At 67.6% G+C, this 21,600-nt stretch carries 21 protein-coding genes and 2 pseudogenes; 5 read left to right on the top strand and 18 right to left on the bottom strand.

The genetic code is table 11. The features are described from left to right. Positions 1-16: 16 nt before the first annotated feature. The 7 genes from C5E41_RS26410 to C5E41_RS26380 form a co-directional block, all read right to left on the bottom strand. The gene (locus C5E41_RS26410) at positions 17-118 is read right to left on the bottom strand and encodes a 30S ribosomal protein bS22 (protein ID WP_003402602.1); all 102 of its coding nucleotides are present in this window, start codon (positions 116-118) and stop codon (positions 17-19) included. A 230-nt stretch (positions 119-348) separates the two neighbouring features. Continuing rightward, a complete protein-coding gene (locus tag C5E41_RS26405; RefSeq protein WP_030516190.1) occupies positions 349-576 on the bottom strand; it encodes a helix-turn-helix domain-containing protein in 228 nt (75 codons plus the stop codon). A 167-nt stretch (positions 577-743) separates the two neighbouring features. Continuing rightward, a complete protein-coding gene (gene proC, locus C5E41_RS26400; protein ID WP_104378442.1) occupies positions 744-1,562 on the bottom strand; it encodes a pyrroline-5-carboxylate reductase in 819 nt (272 codons plus the stop codon). Positions 1,563-1,626: 64 nt separating this feature from the next. Then, entirely contained in the window at positions 1,627-2,481 is an 855-nt protein-coding gene (locus C5E41_RS26395; protein WP_439956510.1) for a thioesterase family protein, read from the bottom strand. 155 nt (positions 2,482-2,636) lie between these two features. After that, positions 2,637-3,500 (bottom strand): sugar phosphate isomerase/epimerase family protein, encoded by an 864-nt coding sequence (locus tag C5E41_RS26390; protein ID WP_104378470.1) that lies wholly within the window; start codon positions 3,498-3,500, stop codon positions 2,637-2,639. Positions 3,501-3,549: 49 nt separating this feature from the next. Beyond that, a complete protein-coding gene (locus C5E41_RS26385) occupies positions 3,550-5,160 on the bottom strand; it encodes a hypothetical protein (RefSeq protein ID WP_104378441.1) in 1,611 nt (536 codons plus the stop codon). Between the two features lie 109 nt (positions 5,161-5,269). After that, positions 5,270-6,265 carry a Ppx/GppA phosphatase family protein gene (locus tag C5E41_RS26380; protein WP_104378440.1) on the bottom strand — a complete coding sequence of 332 codons (996 nt, stop codon included), beginning with the start codon at positions 6,263-6,265 and terminating at the stop codon, positions 5,270-5,272. A gap of 186 nt (positions 6,266-6,451) precedes the next feature. On the opposite strand from C5E41_RS26380, the gene C5E41_RS26375 reads away from it, so the two are divergent. The 3 genes from C5E41_RS26375 to C5E41_RS26365 all read left to right on the top strand — a co-directional run bounded on the left by C5E41_RS26375 (position 6,452) and on the right by C5E41_RS26365 (position 8,329). After that, positions 6,452-7,273 carry a hypothetical protein gene (locus C5E41_RS26375; protein ID WP_104378469.1) on the top strand — a complete coding sequence of 274 codons (822 nt, stop codon included), beginning with the start codon at positions 6,452-6,454 and terminating at the stop codon, positions 7,271-7,273. Between the two features lie 24 nt (positions 7,274-7,297). Next, on the top strand, positions 7,298-7,936 hold the full coding sequence (locus C5E41_RS26370; protein ID WP_104378439.1) for an NADPH-dependent FMN reductase: 639 nt from the start codon (positions 7,298-7,300) through the stop codon (positions 7,934-7,936). A 63-nt stretch (positions 7,937-7,999) separates the two neighbouring features. Further along, complete coding sequence (locus C5E41_RS26365; protein ID WP_104378438.1) at positions 8,000-8,329, top strand: hypothetical protein; 330 nt, start codon at positions 8,000-8,002, stop codon at positions 8,327-8,329. A gap of 61 nt (positions 8,330-8,390) precedes the next feature. Here the strand turns inward: C5E41_RS26365 and C5E41_RS26360 are convergent, their stop codons facing one another. The 4 genes from C5E41_RS26360 to C5E41_RS26345 form a co-directional block, all read right to left on the bottom strand. Next, positions 8,391-9,080, bottom strand: coding sequence for a response regulator transcription factor (locus tag C5E41_RS26360; protein ID WP_030516181.1), 690 nt, complete (start codon positions 9,078-9,080; stop codon positions 8,391-8,393). Next, on the bottom strand, positions 9,077-10,327 hold the full coding sequence (locus C5E41_RS26355; protein WP_104378437.1) for a sensor histidine kinase: 1,251 nt from the start codon (positions 10,325-10,327) through the stop codon (positions 9,077-9,079). Before C5E41_RS26355 ends, C5E41_RS26360 begins: the two co-directional genes overlap by 4 nt. Positions 10,328-10,706: 379 nt before the next feature. Further along, on the bottom strand, positions 10,707-12,758 hold the full coding sequence (locus C5E41_RS26350; protein WP_104378436.1) for a CocE/NonD family hydrolase: 2,052 nt from the start codon (positions 12,756-12,758) through the stop codon (positions 10,707-10,709). A 423-nt stretch (positions 12,759-13,181) separates the two neighbouring features. Next, positions 13,182-13,919: a phosphoglyceromutase gene (locus C5E41_RS26345; RefSeq protein WP_062967309.1), complete on the bottom strand. Its 738-nt coding sequence runs from the start codon at positions 13,917-13,919 to the stop codon at positions 13,182-13,184. Positions 13,920-14,322: 403 nt separating this feature from the next. On the opposite strand from C5E41_RS26345, the pseudogene C5E41_RS26335 reads away from it, so the two are divergent. Next, positions 14,323-14,606 (top strand): annotated as a pseudogene (locus C5E41_RS26335) (putative sulfate exporter family transporter); the annotation flags it as partial. 162 nt (positions 14,607-14,768) lie between these two features. Continuing rightward, positions 14,769-15,191, top strand: a pseudogene (locus C5E41_RS36045) (alpha/beta fold hydrolase); the annotation flags it as partial. On the opposite strand, the gene C5E41_RS36040 reads toward C5E41_RS36045, so the two are convergent. The 7 genes from C5E41_RS36040 to C5E41_RS26295 form a co-directional block, all read right to left on the bottom strand. After that, positions 15,138-15,974 (bottom strand): ROK family protein, encoded by an 837-nt coding sequence (locus C5E41_RS36040; RefSeq protein ID WP_439956509.1) that lies wholly within the window; start codon positions 15,972-15,974, stop codon positions 15,138-15,140. The pseudogene C5E41_RS36045 and the gene C5E41_RS36040 sit on opposite strands and share 54 nt — an antisense overlap. 234 nt (positions 15,975-16,208) lie before the next feature. After that, entirely contained in the window at positions 16,209-16,712 is a 504-nt protein-coding gene (locus tag C5E41_RS26325; RefSeq protein ID WP_369801564.1) for a YbjN domain-containing protein, read from the bottom strand. Next, positions 16,709-18,061, bottom strand: coding sequence for a D-inositol-3-phosphate glycosyltransferase (gene mshA / locus C5E41_RS26320; protein ID WP_104378433.1), 1,353 nt, complete (start codon positions 18,059-18,061; stop codon positions 16,709-16,711). The genes C5E41_RS26325 and mshA overlap by 4 nt, the downstream gene beginning before the upstream one ends. A gap of 99 nt (positions 18,062-18,160) precedes the next feature. Continuing rightward, complete coding sequence (locus C5E41_RS26315) at positions 18,161-18,985, bottom strand: alpha/beta fold hydrolase (RefSeq protein WP_104378432.1); 825 nt, start codon at positions 18,983-18,985, stop codon at positions 18,161-18,163. 267 nt (positions 18,986-19,252) lie between these two features. After that, positions 19,253-20,227 carry an NAD(P)H-quinone oxidoreductase gene (locus C5E41_RS26305; RefSeq protein WP_104378431.1) on the bottom strand — a complete coding sequence of 325 codons (975 nt, stop codon included), beginning with the start codon at positions 20,225-20,227 and terminating at the stop codon, positions 19,253-19,255. Positions 20,228-20,518: 291 nt separating this feature from the next. Then, positions 20,519-20,845, bottom strand: a complete 327-nt coding sequence (locus C5E41_RS26300) for a carboxymuconolactone decarboxylase family protein (RefSeq protein WP_104378430.1) — start codon at positions 20,843-20,845, stop codon at positions 20,519-20,521. Next, positions 20,842-21,399: a hypothetical protein gene (locus C5E41_RS26295; RefSeq protein ID WP_104378429.1), complete on the bottom strand. Its 558-nt coding sequence runs from the start codon at positions 21,397-21,399 to the stop codon at positions 20,842-20,844. Before C5E41_RS26295 ends, C5E41_RS26300 begins: the two co-directional genes overlap by 4 nt. Between the last annotated feature and the right edge of the window lie 201 nt (positions 21,400-21,600).

Here is a 21,600-nt window from a genome sequence, read left to right as displayed (position 1 = left end):
TTCCAGCGTATAAAGCTTACTTGCCGAGTTTGCGTCGCTGCACGCGCGTACGGCGAAGCAGCTTGCGGTGCTTCTTCTTCGACATCCGCTTACGGCGCTTCTTGATCACAGAACCCATAGGGTTGTTCCTCGCGTTCTCTCTCTACCCTCGGCACGCACGCCGGTTACGTACGTCCATCTTCCGGTTCGCTCGGCGGCCGCCTGGCAACCAGTGTTCAGCTCCCGACCTGACCCAGATCGGCAGCGGGTAACACAACGGTGGTTCATCGTACCGGGCCAACCCACGGCGAACGAAACGGGCACCGCAGTGCCCGGTCGCCGACACCGCCGACCGGCGTTCGCACGTCGCTAACCGGCGTCGAAGTACGACGTCTGCAGGTAGTCGTGCACCGCCTTGGCGTGTACCCGGAACGACCGACCGACTCTGACAGCGGGTAGTTCTCCCGAGTGAACCAGCCGATACACCGTCATCTTGGAAACCCGCATCAGATTCGCCACCTCGGCAACGGTGAGGAACTGCGTTCCTCCTCCGCCGATGACAGGACCGGAACTCGCAGAGCTGTTTCCAGACATCATTGCACCACTGACCTCCGGCACGTCCGCGCCGCCGGCTTCCCCACCGGCGGAACAGACACGCACGTGCTCCCTCGAGCTTAGCGTGACCAGTGGGATTGCTGCGACGGGTGGGAGAAATAGCAGTGTCACCAGCGGATGTCACGTCACACCGGGCGGCCACTCCGCGGTTACTCGCCGGTCGCCCCCTGTTCGACCGAGCGGCGCTTGGCCGCGTGCAGCGCCTCCCAGAACGCCGAGCGCACGCCGCCGCGCTCGAGTTCGCGCACGGCCGCCGCGGTGGTTCCCGCCGGCGAGGTCACCGCAGCACGCAACTCCGCGGCATCCTGGCCGGATTCCTCCAGCAGCGCCGCCGAGCCGAGCATGGTCTGCACCACCAGTCCGGTGGCCACGTCCCGCGTCAGGCCGAGGCCGACGCCGGCCTCCACCATGGCCTCGACCACCAGGAAGAAGTACGCGGGTCCCGAGCCCGATACCGCGGTCACCGCGTCCATCTGGCTCTCGGCGACGGTGACGACCTTGCCGACCGCCCCCAGCAGTTCCGAGACCGTCGCGAGCTCGGCGGATTTGGCGTAGCGACCGGCCGCGATCGCGCTCATGCCCTGGCCGACCAGCATCGGGGTATTCGGCATGACTCGAACGACCGGGAATCCGGCGGGCAACTTCGACTCCACCCGGGCGGTGGTCACGCCCGCGGCGAGCGACACCAGGATCTGATCGCGATCGTTGTCGAGTTCGAGTTTGCCGAGTTCGGTCAGCACCGCCTCGACATCATGCGGCTTCACCGCTACCACCAGCACATCCGCGCCCGTCGCGGCCTCCGCCAGACTGTCGGTGACCCGGATGCCGAACCGCTCGCTCAACACGTGCGCGCGGGCCGTCACCGTCTCGACCACGACCAGATCCTTACCCGGCCGCCCGGCCTCGAGCAGCCCGGCAATCAACGCCTCGCCGATCCGTCCGCCACCGATCACCGCAATTCTCGTCATGAGGCCCAAGGCTATCCGTGCGCGGCGGCGGCCGCGGGGCAGGGGCGATCAGCGGGCAGAGACATCAGCGGGGCAGGGGAATCAGCGCGAGCTGGCGGGTCTGCGCCACCACCGCACCCGTGCTGTCGAGGACCAGCTGATCCTCGTCGAACATGCGCTCCCCGATTTCGTGGGCGGTCGCGATCACCCGCAGCCAGCCCGGCGCGGGACGCCGCCGCAGATAGGTGGTGAGCTGCACGGTCGGCGCCCAGCCGAACCGGCCCATATTCATCGGCACCGGCGGGCTCATATCGCCCGCCATCATGGCGAAATACGCGGCGACGTCCGGGTCGCGGCCGTCGGCGGCCCGCGGACGGATCCACAGGCGCAGCCGCGGCTCGCCCCGCTCGCCGGACAGGAACCGCGCCCAGGCCGGGTCGATCGCCACCGAGGCGCCCCGCGAGACGTTGACCAGCCGGCCCATCGGAGAATCCGGTGCGTCGTATCCCAGGGCCTGCGCAGGCGGCTCCGGCGGCATATCCGCCACGGTCTCACGCCGATAGGCCGGTTCCGCGTCGTCGAGATGACCGAAGGTGAACGCCGAATGCACCAGCGTGCGACCACCCTGGACCAGGTCGGCGTCGACCAGGCAGATCTGGCGGCCCGTCTTGCGGATACGAACCTCGTACTCGACCTCGCCCGGGTCCGGGGCGCCGAGGAAATCGGTGCTCGCCGCGATCGGGAACATCTCGGCCAGATCGGGGTACGCGGTGCGCAACCGGGTCGTGGCGGCAGCCGCTGACGAGGCGACCATCGTGCCGCCGTGCAGCTTCTTGTCGATCGTCCACACCGGATCGATGACGCCGCGATAGCGCGCGAACTCCGCGGAGACCTCCATCTCGGTCACCGCGCACACGCGGCTGAACGGTGCGTCGTCCAGCTCCGGTCGTACCGTCTCGACCACCAGTTCCGTCACCCGCCGCTCCTCTCCCTGGACCCAGCCGGTTCCGACCCCGGCTCGTACACCGTATAATTCTGCCGGACGACCGCTCGATTCCCTACCGGGTGTGACGAAGCTGTACGGACCCAGGACCATCAACCCTGCCGGGTCGGCTCCCGCCCCGGCACCGGCTGCAGGTTGTTCAGATGTGTGCGCGCGAATCGCAGTGCTCGCCCCAGCATCGCCGCGCGGTCGGCGGTGGTCCGTGCGTTCTGCGTATTCACCTCGATCACAGCGTGACCGCGGAAACCGTTGCGCACCAACGATTCACACACTTCCACACAGGGTTGCCCACCCTCGCCGGGAATCAGGTGTTCGTCGTGGGCGGCGCCGCGACCGTCGGCCAGATGCAGGTGCGCCAGACCGCTGCCCATACGGTCGGCCAGCGTCAGCGCGTCCATCCCGGCGGTCGCGGTATGCGACAAATCCAGGGTGTAGTGCCGGAAGCCGGTGTCGGTCGGATCGTAGGACGGGCTGAACGCGGTCACGGAAAGTCCCGGTCCCCCACGGCGTTCCAGCCGGCGCACCGAGCCGGAGCGGCGCCCGAACAGCGTGTCGGCGCGCATGGGGAACATGTTCTCCACCGCGACCACGACCGGGCTGCTGTCCTCGAGTTCGCCCACCTGCTGGGCGAAGCCCTCCGCATAACGCCGCTGCCAGCGGAAGGGCGGATGCACCACCACCGTCGCCGACCCCAGCACCTCCGCGGTCCGCACGCTGCGTTCGAGCTTGGCCACCGGGTCTGCGCCCCACACCCGCTGCGAGATGAGCAGACAGGGCGCGTGCACGGCCAGCACCGGCACCGAGTACCGGCGCACATACGATTCGACGGTGGCGATGTTCTGGCTGGCCGGTTCGGCCCAGACCATCAATTCCACGCCGTCGTAACCCAATTCCGCGGCATACCGGAACGCCGCCTCGGCATTCTCCGGATAAACCGACGCCGTCGACAATCCCACCTGAACGGTGGTCCCCACCTGATCGCTGTGCGCCACTGCTGCTCCCTGCTCAGTTCGTGCTGAGAAGAAAGGCTAGCGGCCCGAGCGTCACGAAGATGCCCACAACGACCGCGATCACCGTGCTGAGGATGTCGTCGGTGCGGCGCAGCACGCGAACCAGCGCGACCAGACCGAGGATCACGACCATCGCCAGCACCAGGGCCACGAACGGCATGACGTCCCACATCTGCTCGAAGCCCTTGAACAGCAACATTCCCGCGACCGCCGCGCCGACGGCCTGGCCGCCGAGAATCATCCACTGTCGCCGGTTGAGATCCTCGACCGAGCCGCGGCGGGAAGCCGGCCGGCTCAGCTGCGGCAGTTTGTCGCGCAGGGAGAAGCCGCGCGGGGCGGCCCGGCGCCAGCGCGGGGTGGACTCGATCTCCTCGTCGTCGAGCAGATCGTCGTCGTAGTCGTCCTCGTGTTCGTCGTCCCCGGGTTCGTCGAGTTCGACCGGTGCGTAGAACTCGGTGCGCGCCTCGGCCGGATCGAGTAGATCGATCACCCCGCGGCGCGGCCCGCGATCCCGGCGCGCCTCCGCCCCGCGCCGCTCCTCACGCGCTCCGGCATCGCGCAGCAGATCTCCGGCAACGGTCTGCCCGGACAGCAGCGGCTGCTCCCGGGCGGCCAGCGACCATCCCGGCGACCGGTCCTCGGCCGGCTCGTCCCGGTGGCCGCCGGGTTCGGGTTCGCCGAAATCCCGGGGGGCCGAAGCCGGAGCACCCGGCCGCCGCCGCGCCGACCACGCGGGAAGTCCCGGACGTGCGTCGGCGCCGTCGCGGCCGCCTGCGGGTGCATCGGGCGCGCCGGCCCCGTCGCGCCCCGGCTTCGTACCGCTGCGGCGCGGCAGGTCCGCGCGCCCCGGTGTCGGGAACTCGGGCGCACCGAATTCACGGCCTGCCGGAGCGCCGAATTCGCGGGTCGGAGCGGGGGTTTCGGGCGGGCGAGGCGGCGCCCAGGCCGCGGTGGGCGGCGTGGGGTCGGTTCCCGTGCCGCCCTGGAACGGCGGCACCATCACGGTGTTGCTCTCGTCGGGCTCCGGCCGATGCCGGCGCCCGGGCCGCCCCGAATCCACCGGTGTCTCCGGGGCGGCGAACGAACCCGCCGCCTCCCGCTCGGCCAGCGCCTCCCGCAATTCGCGGCGGGCGCGGCGACCGGTGGGCGCCGGCGCGGAATCGGCGCCGTACGGCTCGGGCGCACCCTCCGGGGCGGCGTGCCGGGTGGAATCGGGCTGGGCGCCGTATACCCCCGGAGAGTCGAACGAGGTGGGCTGGAAGCCGTTCGCCGCGTACCCCGGCGGCTCCCACGAATTCGGTGCGCTCGGCGCCTCCGGAGCGGCGGCCAGGGGATCGTAGAAACTGATCGGGCCGGACAGCGGTGATTCGGCTTCGTACCCGGGTACCGAGAGCTGGAAGTCCGGCATCGGTTCCGGATCCGGTTCGGCCTCCGGAGCGGCGTGCGAGGAGGAGCCCTCCCGGACCGCCGGCAGGTCGCCGGTCAGGTCCGTGACCGCGATGCCGCGTCCGCCTCTGCGCCGGCGACCGCCGCCCGACGCCGGGACTCCCTGGCCGTTGCGCGCCAGCAGTTCGGCGACCGACAGCTGGGTCGAATCCTCACTCATGCCGGCTCCTTTCGGTCGTGAACGGGTCGCGGCGCGGTGACGTCGGGCTGCCGCCTCCGCTCCTGCCGTTCACGACGGGTCCTTTCCGATTGACCGCTTCCCGCATCGATCATCCCGATACGGCCTCGGTCGGGCCCGGCACTCCGATGGGCCGAGTACTACCCGGACCCGAGTCGCTGCCCAGGTCGGTATCCAGTTTGCGCAGGATCAGCCCTTCGCGCAGCGCCCACGGGCAGATTTCGAGCGTATCGAGGGACAAAGCCCGCATACTCGCCTCCGCTACCAGCGCGCCGGCCACCAATTGCTGGGACCGATCGGAACTGACACCTTCCAATTCTGCGCGATCGGCGGCGGTCATCCGAGAGATGAATGCGATCAACTGCCGCAGACCGGAACTGGTGAGACTACGCCGCACGCGCGGTCCCGCGGCCGAAGGGGCGGCTCCGGTCAGCCGGGCCAGCGAGCGGAAGGTTTTCGAGGTGCCCACCGCCAGATCCGGGCGCCCGACCGCGAGCAGTTGTTTGGCCGGTATCACCAACTCGGCGTCGAGCCAGTCCCGCAACACCGCCACCCGGCGCTTACCTGGGGGATCGCCGTTCAGCCAGTCTCTGGTCAGCCGGCCCGCACCCAACTGTAGCGACAACGCCGCGTCGGGCGCCTCGTCGCAGCCGTTGCTCATCTCGAGCGATCCGCCGCCGATGTCGAGATTGAGGATGCGTCCCGCGCTCCACCCGTACCAGCGCCGCACCGCCAGGAACGTCAGCCGGGCCTCGTCGACACCAGAGAGCACCCGCAGATCGACACCCGCGTGTGAGCGGATCTGGGCCAGCACGTCATCGGAATTGGCCGCCTCCCGCAGCGCCGAGGTCGCGAACGGCATCAGCTCCACGCAGCCGGAAGTCTTTGCGATGCTGGCGAATTCGGTGATCGTCTTGGTGAGCTTGGCCGCGCCCTCGGGCGTGATGCAGCCCGCGTCGTCCATATTCTCCGACAGCCGCAAGGTGGCCTTCGTCGAGCTCATCGGCATCGGGTGCCCACCCCGATGCGCGTCCACCACGAGCAGGTGGACGGTATTACTTCCCACATCGAGAACACCGAGCCGCACATGAATACGGTACCGGTGTCGATGGAGGCACCGGAGGACGAATCGGAACTCCCCTCACCACACCAGCCCGGAACTGGGGCTCGAGCGGCAAAGCTGTTAGCGTCTGGCGATGTGACCGCAGGAGCATCCGCGCCCACCCCCGTCTCGCCGGACACGGCGCCGACCGGGCCGCGACCAGCTGCGAAGATCGATCCGACGCCGGAGGTCGATCTCGACTTCCCGCGGGAGTGGATCGAATTCGTCGATCCGGCAAATACCGAGCATCTGATCGCGGCCGATCTCACCTGGCTGCTGTCGCGCTGGACCTGCGTCTTCGGCACGCCCGCCTGCCAGGGCATCATCGAGGGCCGCCCGGACGACGGCTGCTGCTCGCACGGCGCGTTCCTCTGCGACGACGACGATCGCAAGAAGCTGGCCAAGGCCGTGAAGATGCTCACGCCGCAGGACTGGCAGCTGATGGACGAGGCGCGCGGTCGCGACGGCAAGGTGCGCAAGAAGCTGTATCTGGAAGAGGACGAACTCGACGACGAGCCGGCCATCCGCACCCGTCGCTACGAGGGCGCCTGCATCTTCCTCAACCGCCCGGGTTTCGCCGGCGGCATCGGGTGCGCCCTGCACACGATGGCCTTGCGCAAGGGCATCGAGCCGCTGACGGTGAAGCCCGAGGTGTGCTGGCAGTTGCCGATCCGGCGCACCCAGGACTGGGTCGACCGGCCCGACGGCGAACAGATCCTGCGCACCACCATCACCGAATACGATCGGCGCGGCTGGGGCCCGGGTGGCCTGGATCTGCACTGGTACTGCTCGGGTTCGCCCGACGCGCATGTCGGCAGCCGCCCGGTCTGGCAGTCCTACGCGCCCGAACTGATCGAATTGATCGGGCAGCCGGCCTACGACGAACTGGCCCGACACTGCCGCCGCCGCGAAGGACTGGGCCTGATCGCGGTACATCCGGCCACATCCGCCGCCCGCGAGAAAGCGGAAACCGACCCGGACGGGAATATCTGATCCGCCAACCCATTTCGTACCGACATGGGTAGCGCGCCGGGTACGCCGGCATCCGAGTCCTCCGGTGTCGAGCCCGAATCCGGGGAAACCGATTCCGCGCCGGAAGCACGCCCGGGTGCACCCCGGATCCTGTTGATTTCCGGAAGTACCCGGCCGGGCTCCACCAACACCGCCGCATTGCGCACCTTCGCCGATATCGCCGCGCCGGCACTCATGGCGGAATTGTTCACCGGGTTGGTCGAGATTCCGGCCTTCGTCCCCGGCGATCAGCCCGCACCGCCGGCGGTGCGGGCCCTGCGTGAACAACTAGCGGCCGCCGATGCCGTGGTGTTCTGCGCGCCCGAATACGCGGGACTCATCCCCGGCAGTCTGAAGAATCTGCTGGAGTGGACCGTCGGCACCGCGGATCTGCACGAGAAACCCGTGGCCTGGATTTCGGTGGCGGCGCCCGGCCGTGGCGAAGGCGCGATCACCTCGCTGCGTGCGGTGCTCGGATATGTCGGCGCGGTGGAAATCGAATCGGCGTGCCGGCGAATTACGTTGCTGGGCACTATGGTCGGGCCCGACGAAAAGGCCGCCGACGCGCCGGTGCGGGAAGCGCTCGCGGAATCCGCCGCCGCAATCGGCGCATATCTTTCGGCGGCGGCGTCACGGGAATTGTGAAGCATCTCTGTACGGTCATCGTCTCGCCATGCGCACTTCACATACTCGTGATAGGTGTAGGTCATGATGAGGAAATTCTTGGCTACCGCAGCTCTCGCCGCCGGTGCGGCCCTCACCCTTGCTCCCGCCGCGCACGCCGACCCGGCCACCGATCCGGCCCACTACTCGCTGCAGAACGACAATTTCGTCGCCTACAACGACCCGGCGGCGCTGTCGGCCAAGGACAACGGCAAGCAGGTCATCGTGAGCCCCTACGGCACCTCCAAGCCGATCGCCTGCCACGACAACACCGCGCCGCTGGACGACTGCTGGCAGCGTGACGACTTCGGCTGGTTCCAGCTGCAGAAGCAGGAGCTGCCGCAGATCGGCACCGCCTGGGTGCACGTCGTCTAGCAGAACCGTCGGAAAAGCCGCGAGGCCGTCGGGCCTCGCGGCTTTCTCGTGCCGGCGAGAATCAGGCCTCGAGCTTGTACCCGAGTCCGCGCACGGTGACCAGATGTTCGGGCTTGGCCGGATCGGCCTCGATCTTCGAACGCAGCCGCTTGACGTGGACGTCGAGGGTCTTGGTGTCGCCGACGTAATCGGCACCCCATACGCGGTCGATCAGCTGGCCGCGAGTCAGCACTCGGCCGGAGTTGCGCAGCAGGTACTCGAGCAGATCGAATTCCTTCAACGGCAGCGTCACCGATTTGCCGTTGACCTGCACGGTGTGGCGATCCACGTCCATGCGCACCGGGCCGGCCTCGAGAACGCCGCTCTCGCCGGATCCGTCCATCTCCTCGCCGGCGCCGCGGCGCAGCACCGCTCGGATGCGGGCGATCAGCTCACGTGAGGAGTACGGCTTGGTGACGTAGTCGTCGGCGCCCAGTTCCAGGCCGACCACCTTGTCGATTTCACTGTCGCGGGCGGTCACCATGATCACCGGCACACTGCTGCGGGTGCGCAGCTGCTTGCAGACGTCGGTGCCGCTCATCCCGGGCAGCATCAGATCCAGCAGGACGATATCGGCACCGGAGCGATCGAATTCCGACAGCGCGGATGGCCCATCGCCCACGACCGTGACCTCGAAGCCCTCCTTGCGCAGCAGGAACGCGAGCGGATCGGCCAGCGACTCCTCGTCCTCGACGATCAACACACTGGTCATCGGGTTGCCTCCACACCGTTTTGTCCGGTCCGCCGGCGCGGACCGTCGTCGTTCTTGCCCACCCCGATTGCGGTGGGGCTCTTCCTCTCCGCCGGGGCGGCGGAATTCTGGTTGCCTGATTCGACCGCTGGAATACGCAGCGTGAACGTGGAACCGGTACCCAATTTGCTCCACAACGTGATTTCCCCGTTGTGATTGGCGGCCACGTGTTTGACGATAGCCAGCCCGAGTCCGGTTCCGCCGGTGGCGCGCGAACGCGCCTTGTCCGCGCGGAAGAAACGTTCGAAGACCCGTTCCTGGTCTTCCTTGGCGATACCGATACCGCGATCGGTGACGGCGATATTGACGTGGCCGTTGCGCAGCGACCGGCTCACCGATACGTGCGAGCCCTTCGGCGAATAGTTGATCGCGTTCTCGACCAGATTCGACAGCGCCGTCACCAGCAGAGTTTCGTCGCCGAGTATTTCCAGCCCGCTGTTGGCATCGGTGCTGACGGTGATTCCGGCGGCCTCGGCGGCGGTACGCGACCGTTCGATCGCGGCATTGACCACGGTGTCGACGTCGACCGCCTCGAGCTGCGGCAGCTTCTCGGCCCCCTGCAGGCGCGACAGCGCGATCAGCTCGGTGACCATCTTGCCCATCCGGTTCGATTCGCTGACCAGTCGCTGCCCGAAATGCCGCACCGAATCCGGGTCGTCGGCCGACTCCAGCATCGCCTCGGCGAGCAGACTCATCGCGCCGACCGGGGTCTTGAGCTCATGGCTGACATTGGCGACGAAATCGCGGCGGGTGGCCTCCATGCGGGCCTGTTCGGAATCGTCGTCGGCGAACAGCACGACGAAGTTCGATTCCCCGCGCGAGAGCGGGCGCGCCACACCGCGCACGGCGATGCTGTTGCGGCCGGGCAGCGGATTCTTCAGCGTTTGGTCGAACTCGACATCCTCACCGGTGGCGATCACCTTCTCCACCGCCGCCCAGGCGCGTTCGTCCAGCAACCGGTTGCGGACCAGGCCCAGTTCCTCGGCGCGCGGATTGACCAGCACCACGTCGCGATATTCGTCGACCACGGCGATGCCGCTCTCCGAGGCCAGCACGATCAGATCCAAAACCTGCGACATGGTCAGGCCGGATTCGGCCGCGCGACGCTCGGCTTGCCGGGCGTTCATGTACGGGATGACCAGGCCACCGACGGCCAGACCGACTACGGCCGCGAGGACTGCAAGCAGCACGGCCTGGGGAACGCTCACATAGAGAATCGTACGGTCGCGGACACGTACTCCAAACCCAGGTTGACGAAGTTTCGCGCAGGTCACGGCTGATTCGGCGATCGTTGGCCGGGTGTTCACACAAAGTTGGCCGAGCGTCGGATCGGCCCCGACCGGCGGTTTTCGGCCGCCCGGCAATGGTCGCGCGAACAGTTTGCCTTGCGGCACCGCGCATCTGGAGTCGGCGCGAATCGCGCGTGAACAGCTCCGGCGTGTCGATCGGCCGCGCCACTCGCCCGCGCCACGTCCCAGGTGTGATGTGTGCCTCAATCTCGCGCCGCGGGCGCCGGCCGGAGACGAAAAGTCCCGGGTACGTACGCCGTTGTACGTACCCGGGACCGTTGGGGAGCCCCCTACCGGATCACCAGCCGGAGTCTCCCTCGACCGGAATGTTCACGAAGCTCGGGACATTCGGATCCAGTTGCAGGTGTTCGGGTTTCAGGCCGGTGTCGGCGAGCATCGGCGCGATCGGCAGACCCTTCGGGAAGTTGCCGGCGAACACGTCCACCCGCAGGCGATGGCCGGGCGCGAGGACAGCCCGGGTGGCGGGCAGTGCGATGTTCAGTTCGGTCGCTTCACCGGGAACCGTCTGCTGCCGCTTGTCCAGCGAGGTGTAGGCCCGAGGGTCGGTGTAGTCGCCGTTCTCGGACCGAGTGCTGTTCGCCTCGTCGACCTCACGCAGCGAGGCCATCAGTTGCCCCGAGGACAGCACGGTCGACTGCCCGTCCGGCGCGACGTCGTTGACCGTCACCGCCCAATACCCGTCGGCGGCGTCCTGAACGGTGTTGAGCCGCATCGCGATCGGGCCCGAGATGGTGGTCTCCCCGGTGACCGGGGCGCTGGTGAAGGTGAGCGCGTTGGTTTCCGCGATGCGCGAGTCCTTGCCGCAGCCGTCGATGACGGCGAGCACACCGGCGGTCGCCTGCGCGGCATCGTTGGAGCACAGCGTGGTGAGCCCGGGCGCCACCGTCAGACGCGTCGGAGCACCGGTGAATTCGGTGGTCAGCGAGCCGTCGTAGACGCTGTTCGCGGTACCGCTGCGGTCACCGGACAGGTACATGCGGCGGTACTTCGCGGCCTCCTCGGCCGGCGCCGACGGCCCGAAACCGCCCTGGGTGATCCAGCCGCCGCCCTGTTCGCGCAGCGTCACCGGACCGTAGGTGTCGATGCCGTTGTCGATTCCCTTGAGCCACTTGTCGAACCACGCGCGCTGCAGTACGTCCAGCCGCGGCGGCAGACCGGGCTTGCCGTACTCGTTGCCCGAGTTGAGGTGGTAGGTGTTGCCCATGAACAGCTGCTTCTGCCCGGGCGGGAGCGGAATCTGGTTGTAGATCTTGGATTCGGAGTAGGTGAACAGGTCGTGCCACCCGCCGATGACGAAGGTCGGCACCTGAATCCGGCCCGGATCACCGATCCACGCCTGCCGTTCCGAGGACATGTCGTTCAACATGTTCTTCACCCGCGGATCGAGGGTGTTCATATCGGTGTTGGTGTAGGCGCTCAGCAGCACATCCATATAGGTGTACGGATCGTTGATCCGGTCGTTCAACCACGTGGTGTCGAATTTTCCGGTCACGATCGACTGGACGTCCGGCACCCATTTGAGGGTGTTTATCGCGGTGAGCCAGAGCGGAATGAAGTTGAACCCGAAGCCGCCGCCGGGGGCGAGAACATCGTCGACCAGGTCGCTGCCGGGTACTACCGGGAAGATCGCCTTCAGCGCGGGCGGCTGCTTCTCCGCCACCTGAACCTGGTTGATGCCCGAATAGGAGATGCCGGTCATCCCGACCTTGCCGTCCGACCACGGTTGCCGCGAAGCCCAGTCGATCACCTCCACGGTGTCCTGCTGCTCGCGCCGGCGCAACATATCCCATTCGCCCTGCGAGAAGCCGGTGCCACGGACATCGACCACGACCTGGGTATAACCGCTCTTGATCAGCTGCCGATCGACGGAGAAGTTACGGAGCTCGCCCCCGCCGAAGGCCTTGGTCAGGTCGGTAACCCCGGACAGCGCGGTGCCACTCATATCGATTTGGCGGAACAATCCCAGCAGCGTGTCGGACAGCCCCGGAACCGAGCCCGCGTGGTCGGCCAGATTCGAGACCAGTTTGGTGTAGGGCGTCATGTTCACGACGACCGGCGTGCGGGTGTCGATCGGACGGCTGGCGGCATCGGCGGGCCGGTACACATTGCCCTTCAGCACCGTGCCGTCGCTCATGGTGATCGGCACATCCCAGTCGATGTGGATGTTCGGATACTGCTGCGGGCCGTCCTCGGTAGCGGTCCACGCGGCGCCGGCGGCACCGCCGTCCGGCCCGGTCGCGACGGGTCCGGCCTGGGCCGGAGTGGCGAAGAACGGGACGGTCACCGCAGCGGCGACGGCGGCGACTGTGGCGCGTAACGCGTACTTCATCGAACGTGATCCGCCTCTCGAAATGGTCGAACGACCGAGAGTGTATCTACTGCGGAGTAAGTTGCAAACCAGCGGTTACGACTCCTACAAGAAAAAACCCTCAACTTCTCAGCCTCTCATCCACGTCGATGACCAGCGGAAAGTCCGGCGGTGTACCTACCGGAAGTTATCCACACCACTCCCCACCGGCCCGGACGCCACTAACGGCAGTGCACATCGGGGCACGAACAGCCACAGGGGCAATTCGATAGCCACGAATCGGCAGAAGAGATGTAGCTCACAAAACGCCGAGTATCGCATATTCGTCCACGCGACCGAGGGAACTTCGGCACTCGGAAACCGTTCACACGCAGCGGGTTCGAGATATACGACAACGCGCCGCGGTCGATGACCGCGGCGCGTCGAAAAGTGCGGGAATCCGGTTTATTTGCCGCCCTGGCTCGCGACGGCGGCCGCACCCGCGGCTGCCGCCTCGGGGTCCAGATACTCCGCGGGACCGATCGGACGCAGATTCTCGTCCAGTTCGTAGCGCAGCGGAATGCCCGTGGGAATGTTGAGGCCGGCGATATCCTCGTCGGAAATACCGTCCAGATGTTTCACCAGCGCGCGCAGCGAATTTCCGTGCGCCGCAACCAGAACGGTCTTTCCGGCCACCAGATCGCGGGAAATCGTGGACTCCCAATACGGGACCATGCGGGCGACGACGTCCTTCAGGCATTCGGTCGCCGGCACGTCGATACCGGCGTAGCGCGCGTCGCCGCTCTGGCTGTATTCGCTGTCGGCCTCGATCGGCGGGGGCGGGGTGTCATAGCTGCGCCGCCACATCATGAACTGATCGTCGCCGTACCGATCGCGGATCTGCGCCTTGTTCTTACCCTGCAGCGCGCCGTAGTGCCGCTCGTTGAGCCGCCAGTCCCGGACCACCGGAATCCAGTGTCGATCCGCGGCGTCCAGGGCGATATTCGCGGTGCTGATCGCCCGGCGCAGCAGCGAGGTGTAGACGATGTCGGGCAGGATGCCGTGCTCGGCCAGCAGTTCGCCCGCCCGCTTGCCCTCGGCGACACCCTTGTCGGTCAGGTGCACATCCACCCAGCCGGTGAACAGATTGAGAGCATTCCATTCGCTTTCGCCGTGGCGCAGCAACACGAGGGTGTACGTCATGCAGGTCATGCTAGCGGTGCCGCGTCGGCGAATTTCAGCTGCGCCGGATCGGGCGCTCATGACCGCCGCATGCCGCGACCTACCAGCTCACGGTCAAATCGCAGGCGTCGACGCCCCGTCCACGCGCCGCACAACCCGGCCTGCTCAGCCCGGGACTCGCGGCATCGATCCGCGTGGTCACCGCCGGGAACGGTCCGCACCGCGATCGGGAGAGGTGGACCCAGCGCCGCGTCATCCTCGGCCAACTCCGGACCTCGCCGCACGGCGTCGGCCGCCGGCGAACCCGGCACGAGGGCCGGGAGCGCCCGCGCGGCGATGACCGAACTCGGCGCGATCCGCGCCGACAACCTCGAATCCTATTGATTCGATTACTATCCCGCCGACGCGACGCCGCTCATGATGACGCATGGGATCGCTACTGGCCGTGGGCACGTCGATCTGCGGCGTGTCCGCGATCGTGGCGGCGCGCGGGCCATCCGGGCCCGCAATGCGGACGTCGGCTACGCCATCGCGGCCATTCTGACGCTGGGCGCGGTATCGCTGTTCGCGCTCCCCGCTATCGGCCACGGCCTCAGTCTGACCGATCACGAATTCGGTCTCTGGTCGGGTCTGGCCGTGGACAACACCGCCGAAACCACCGCGACCGGTTACGCCTACTCCGACGCCGCCGGCAAACTGGTGGTGCTGTTCACCGTCCGGGTGTTGCACTGGGGCGTGGTCGACTGACCAACAGCCGGCAGCGGCTGACATTTCTACAAGACGCGCAGCCGCGCCTCCGGGACCGTCACGGCATCAGCCGTCCTCAGGAGGAGATATGAAAACTGCCGCTGCCGGTCGGGCGGACACACGGTGGTGCTGATCCACGGGACCGGCGGCTCGGTCTCGTGGTGGGATCCGGTACTGCCCGCGCTGGCGGACTTCTACGTGGTGCGGGTCGACCTGCTCGGTCACGGCCGGTCGGCCAAACCGGACAGCGGTTACGGCATGGCCGAGCAGGGACATCGGGTCGGGGCGGTGCTCGACCGGCTCGGCGTGCGGCACGCGATCGTCGTCGGGCACTCCATTGGCGGCTACGTGGCGACCGAACTCGCCGCTCAACGCAGTGATCTGGTGAGCGCGATCGGAGTGATCGGCACCGGGTCCCGCCTGGACGCGTTCACCGACAACGGCACGCTCGGCAACCTGCGGAGGCGCCGGCCTTCGAATTGTCCCCAGTCCTCAATGGGTCGCGAGAGCCGCCGCGCCCACCAGCGTGGCTCCGTCCGTGATCGGGGATTTCAGGACACGAAGTTGACGGATGAAGCCGAGGCCGGCATGTTTCACCACCGCCGCCCGCAGCGGATCCCACAGCGGGGCTCCCGATTCGGCGAAGCCGCCACCGATCACCACACGGTCGACATCGAGCATCGCGGCGGCAGACGAAATGGCTTGTCCCAGAGCTGTCCCCGCACGCGACAACGCGGCCGCCGCGATGGTGTCACCCGCTCCGGCGGCGCGCGCCAGTTCCATCCCGGTCGTTCCCGTCCAGCCTTGAGCACGCGCCCACCGGACCGAGGACATGCCACTCGCGACGGCCTCCACACATCCCACACCGCCGCAGGCACACGGCACATCCCAGCCCGGTACCACGATGTGGCCGACGTGGCCGGCATTCCCGGTGCGGCCCATGAGAACTCGGCCGTCGCTGACGATGCCGCCGCCGATTCCGGAGGAGACCGTCATCGCCAATCCGGAACGGACACCGCGTAGACCACCGACGCGATACTCCGCCAATGCCAACGCCGCGCCGTCGATCGCGAATCGAATATCGGCCTCGGGGAACAGTTCTCGCACCGCGGCGACGATCGGAAAGCCGTCGCGCCACTCGGGAATGTTCAACGGCGCGGTGCTACCGACACCGATGTCCACCGGGCCGGCGGCGGCAATTCCGATCGAGGTCACCTCGAATTCTCCGGTGCCACAGGATTCGTCGGCCGATGCGGCAGCTACCACCTGCCACAGCAACTCGCGGCAGGCTTCCCACGCTCCCCGGGAAGGCACGTCGACCCGGCGCATGTGCCGCAACACGGACAGCGATCCGGAGCGCGCTGCGGGGTCGTCGATATCGGCCGACGGAGCGGACCGGGACGGGGCGGATTCGTCGTACGAGGCGGACTCGATCGGCGCCCTCGCGACGGCCGCGGCGAATTTCGTCGCGCCGATATCTACAGCCAGCACGCCCATCTCGCCACCGCCTCCTCAGCGCATTACCGATCGGATGCACGGTACCCACTCGGCGGGCGAGGGCTGTCAGGACTCCTCGGTATCGACCAGATGCTCGAACGCCCGCAGATTCTTCAGCGACTCACCGCGCGAGACACGCCATTTCCATTCGCGCCGAATGGATTCCGCGAAACCGAGCTCCAGCAGCACATTGAAATCGCCGTCGACCGCCTCGAGAATCTGACCGAAGATGCGGTCCAGTTCATCAGGGGTCACGGCATGGGTCGCGATGCGGCCGACCAGGTAGATGTCACCGACCCGGTCCAGGGTGTAGGCGACACCGTAGAGGCGGCGGTTACGGCGCAGCAGATACTTGTAGACACCCTCGAAGTTCTCGTCGGGTTTGCGGCACACGAAGCATTCGAAGCGCACGCCGTGCTTGCCGACCGTCAGCATGACCGTCGTCTTCAGCTTGCGCTCACCGGGCAGCACCACGACGAAGGTGTCCCGGCCCTCGCGGGTGTAGTCGATCTCGCGCTCACGCACGGTGTCGTCGATCAGCTGCGCGGTCTGGGCGATGGTGTCACTCACCGGCGTACCACTCCCATCCGGCGCCGCCACAGCGCCCGCGACCTGGCTTGACTGCTCTCTGCGAGCAACGTACCCGGCATTCGCGAACGCACACCGCGATGCCCGGCCAATGCCTCGGCATAGCAGTCGAGCAGCCCGTCGGCGGTGTGTTCCCAGGAGAAACCGGCCGCATGATCCACCGCGGCCGCGCCCATCCGCCGCAGCCGTTCCGGATCGTCGAGCAGCCCGCGCAGGGCGGCCGCCCACTCGTCGGCCTGGTGCCCGGACACCAACATGCCCGAAACACCGTCTCGTACAGCGGTACTCAACCCGCCGACGTCGGCGGCCAGCACCGGTGTGCCGCTGGCCTGCGCCTCGATGGCGACCAGGCCGAACGACTCGTTGTAACTCGGCACCGCGACCATATCCGCGGCCCGGTACACCTGCACCAGCCGATGCGGCGGCTGCGGCGGCAGGAATGTCACCCGATCCGAGATGCCGAGCGTGGCGGCCAACTCGATCAACGCGTCCGGGCGATCCAGACCGGTGCCCGAAGGCCCACCCACGATGAGCACCCGCAGCTTACGTTCGGGGTCGGCGCGCAGCACCTCGGCCGCGGCGAACACGAGCACATCGGGCGCCTTGAGCGGCTGGATCCGCCCGACGAAGGCCACCACCTGCTCATCCGGCTCGATACCGAATTCGGCGCGCGCGGCCGCCCGATCACCGGGGCGATACCGGGACAGATCCGCACCCGGGGGCACCACGTCGATGCGCTCGGATTCGGCGCCGTACAGCTCGACGAGCTGGCGGGCCTCCTCCGCGGTATTGGCGACCAGCCGATCCGATTCGGCGATGATCTGTTTCTCGCCGACCACCCGCGACAGCGGTTCCGGCGTATCACCCTCGGCCAGGAATGCGTTCTTCACCGCGGCCAGGGTGTGCGCGGTGTGTACCAGCGGCACCCGCCATCGATCCCGGGCCAGCCAGCCCACCTGTCCCGACAGCCAGTAGTGCGAATGGATCAGGTCGTAGTAGCCGGGCAGCTGCCGGGCTTCCTGACGCAACACCTCCGCCGCGAACGGGCACAGCTGAGTCGGCAGATCGTGCTTGTCCAGCCCCTCGAACGGTCCCGCCACCACATGCCGCACCAGTACCCCCGGCGCGGCCTCGACCACCGGCTCGTCGTTGGAGGATGTCGCACGCGTGAAGATCTCCACCTCCACGCCGCGGCGAGCCAGCTGTAGCGCCGACTGCAGCACGTAGACGTTCATCCCGCCCGCATCGCCGGTACCCGGCTGCGCGAGCGGAGAGGTGTGCACCGACAACACCGCGATCCGATGCGGACGTTGATCCGGGCGATAACTCACACACTCCAGTGTGCACGCCTCACCGCGTCAACCGTTATGCGCGCGACGCCTGAGTGAGCGTAGTCACACACCCACTGCTGGGAGGTGGGGTGCGCGGGATCACTGGAGCGAGGCAACGAATTCGGTGAGCTCATCGGCGAAGCGCTGGGGATCCTCGACGAACAGGCCGTGCTGGGCGTCGTCCCAGAACGACGTGCGCGAACGCGGAGCGTGCTCGGCGATGTAGCGGCCGTTCTCGACGGGAACCACCGGATCGGCGGTGCCGTGCATGACGAAGACCGGAACGTCGAGGTTGCGCAGGGTTTCGGTGTTGTCGACGGTGCGGTAGAACAGCGCCTTGCGGACCCGGGGCGGGGTCGCGAGGCTGCCGCCGAACAGGCGCTGGGCGTCCTCGCCCTTGTCGCGGCCGGGCCCGGTGTTGGCGTTGCCGAAGGCGGCGAAGCCGCGCATCGCCCGGCCGGCGCTCTCCTCGAACACGTCGGGGATGGCCTTCTGCATCGCCGGCCCGGGCTGGGAACCCTCGACGCCGCGGCCGATTCCGGCCTGCGACCCGCAGTACACCACCCCGGCCAAGGCGCCGGTGCCGTACGCGGTCAGATAGTCGCTGAGCACGATGCCGCCGTAGGACCAGCCCAGCAGCACCGCGTCGGCGGTGATGTCCTCCGCGGCCAGCACCGCGGCGACGTCGGCCGCCCAGTTCTTCGGATCGTCGTATCCGGTCTCGGGCGCATCGGAATAACCGTGCCCGCGCAGATCGACGGCGACCACGCGGAACGTCTCGGCCAGAATCTCCGCCGCACGGCCCCAGCACCGCAACGTGCCGGCCCACCCGTGCAACAACACCAGCGGACGCCCCCGTTCGGGCCCGGAGACCTGATACACGATAGTGGTTCCGTCCGCGCTGACCACATTCCGAATCGCCATGCTCGCCAGGCTAACGGGCAGAATTTTCAGCGGTGTCTTTTCCGAACTAACGATGTGCCGGTCCTGCATGCGCACATATGGCCGCGATTCAGGTGGGAGCCAACCGACTTGGTCGACAAGCCGGTGTGGCTCTATCCCCGCGACAGATGGACCGACGAGCAGTTCGCACTCGGTCCGCAGCACGACCCACTGCGCAAGGCAATCGAGGATGAGTTGGACCATCTTCGCTCGGTGCGCTGAAGGCAGGCCGGGACGCTATCAGTAGGCTCATACGGTCAGCACCACCTTGCCGACCACCTTGCCGTCCGCCAGGAGTTGATGGGCCCGTGCTGCGCTGTCCATGGGGACGACGCTGTCCACGACCGGCCGGACGCGGCCGTCGGCCACCATGGGCCACAGGTTCACACGGACCGCGTCGACGATCTCCGCTTTCTGGCGGTGACTGCGTGACCGAAGGGTCGTGGCCGCCACGGACCCGCGCTTCGCCATCAGTTCGCCGATGCCGAGGGGCGTGGGGGAGACACCGCCCCCGATTATCACGAGGCGTCCGTCGGGGGCCAGGGCGCGGATGTTGCGGGTGAGGTAGGGCGCTCCGACGATGTCGAGAATGACGTCCGCGCCGTGCCCGTGCGTGCCCTCCCAGACCGCGGTGGCGAAGTCCTCCTCGCGGTAATTGATCGCGACGTCGGCTCCGAGTTCGACGCTTCTGGCCACTTTGTGTGGTGTTCCGGCAGTGACCAGAACCCGGGCACCCCGTGCCTTGGCCCACTGTATGGCCAGACTGCCGATGCCGCTGGTGCCGCCGTGGACGAGAAACGTCTCACCCGGCTTCAGTCGGGCCAGCATGGCGATGTTCGAGTAGACCGTACAGGCCGCTTCGGGAAGGGACGCGGCCTCCTCGAAGGAGAGGTTCGCCGGTTTGGGCAGCACCTGGGCCGCAGGGACGGCAACAGCCTGTGCGTAGCCTCCGCCGTTGAGCAGGGCGCAGACCTCATCCCCCACGGCCCAGTCGTCGACGCCCTCACCGACCGCGCTGATGGAGCCCGAGCATTCCAATCCCAGGAGCGGTGAGTCGTCCGCCGGTACCGGGTACATCCCTTGGCGCTGCAGGAGATCGGCGTTGTTGACGCCGCTGGCCCTGACCTCGACGACGACCTCGCCGGGTCCGGGTTGCGGCGCCTCGACGGTGACCCACTCCAGAACGTCCGGAGGTCCCGGGGTGCGCACCACCACGGCCTTCATCATTCGGTTCAATTCCCTCACCCCACTGATTTACGTCTGACCCATGACTATTCACACGGCGCGATCGTGTTGTGCCTCGCATGCGCCGATGGACGAGGTGACCGACACAGGCCCCGGGTGCCGTCGGTGATCAGGCCTGCGGACGAGATGGAGCAGGCGAGGACGGCAGTCGCGAAGCCGAAGCCGCCGCCCGCCCGGTTCACGGCCTTCTACCCAGGAGGCTTCTGCATGACACGTTCGGCGGGCCGAGTGGTGATCACGGTGCCGGCGAGGCTGGCGAGGTCCGCGTTCTCAGTCCAGGAGCGTGCGGGCCGCGATGGCCGAGGCGCTGATGGCTGCGGGAAAGCCCGCGTAGAACGCGATGTGCGTGATGATCGCTTCGAGCTCGGCCGGTGTCACACCGTTGTCGACGGCGCGCCGCAGCTGCGCAGGCAGCTCTTCGGGGCGGTAGAGCGCCACGACCGCCGCTACGGTGGCGATGCTGCGGTCCCGTGGGCTGAGGGCGGGATCTGCCCACACCTGGCTGTAGAGGGGGTCCTCCACCAACTCGGTGAGGGCCGGGGTGAAGGCACGGGCCATTTCGCGGGGCGACGGAGGCGGGTCGGCCCGCGTGGTCATCGTGAGCTCCGTGCCAGAGCGTGGCGCGCGATGCTCGCGGCGAACAGTGGCGTTTCCCGCCGGTTGTGATCACCGGAGGCGGCCTGCCGTGCGGCCGCGGCCTCCTCGAAGGTGCCGCCGTTCTTCTCGTTGAACTCCATGAATTCCTGGGTGGGGTGGCTGGTGACCTGGTTGGTGTAGGTGACGGTGCCGTCGCCGTTGTCCTTGGCCGACAGGTCCCAGATCACCTGGACCGTCGTCCAGCCATGCGGGGTGAACACGTCGGAGAGGGACACCATGTGACAGTGGTGCTTCTCGGCGATCTCGGCGACGTAGTGCTGGATCACCAGCCCGGTGCCGATCATCTCCACGTTGATCGACATCGGCCGGCCGTCGTCGGTCGTGGTGTAGCCGGCCGCCTTGTGGTCTGGCGGAGCGCAGCGCTGGTACTCCTTGTCCGGAAGGTTCAGCAGCCAGTCGGCGATGTCGATCGCGTCCCAGGGCGCGTCGAGCGGGGCGTGTTCCGTCGAGGCGGACAGGACCAGATCGGACAGGACCTTCTTCGAATCACTCATTGCGTGCTTCCTTCAGCGAGGGCCACGGCTGGAGCCGGGCCGACTTGTGCAGGGGAAGACCCACCGGACATTGCCGGTTCGACCGCCCTCGGTTATCCGTCGACCGCCTTGTGGCCTTCGGCGGGCAGGGCGAAAAGGCCGTCAAGGCGCTTCGACGCCTGTATCGCTACTGCGATGCCTCTACTTTGAAGATAAGTTGCA

Source organism: Nocardia nova (assembly GCF_002933465.1).
GTDB lineage: Bacteria > Actinomycetota > Actinomycetes > Mycobacteriales > Mycobacteriaceae > Nocardia > Nocardia nova_B.
This window is presented reverse-complemented; position numbering and strand designations above follow the sequence as displayed.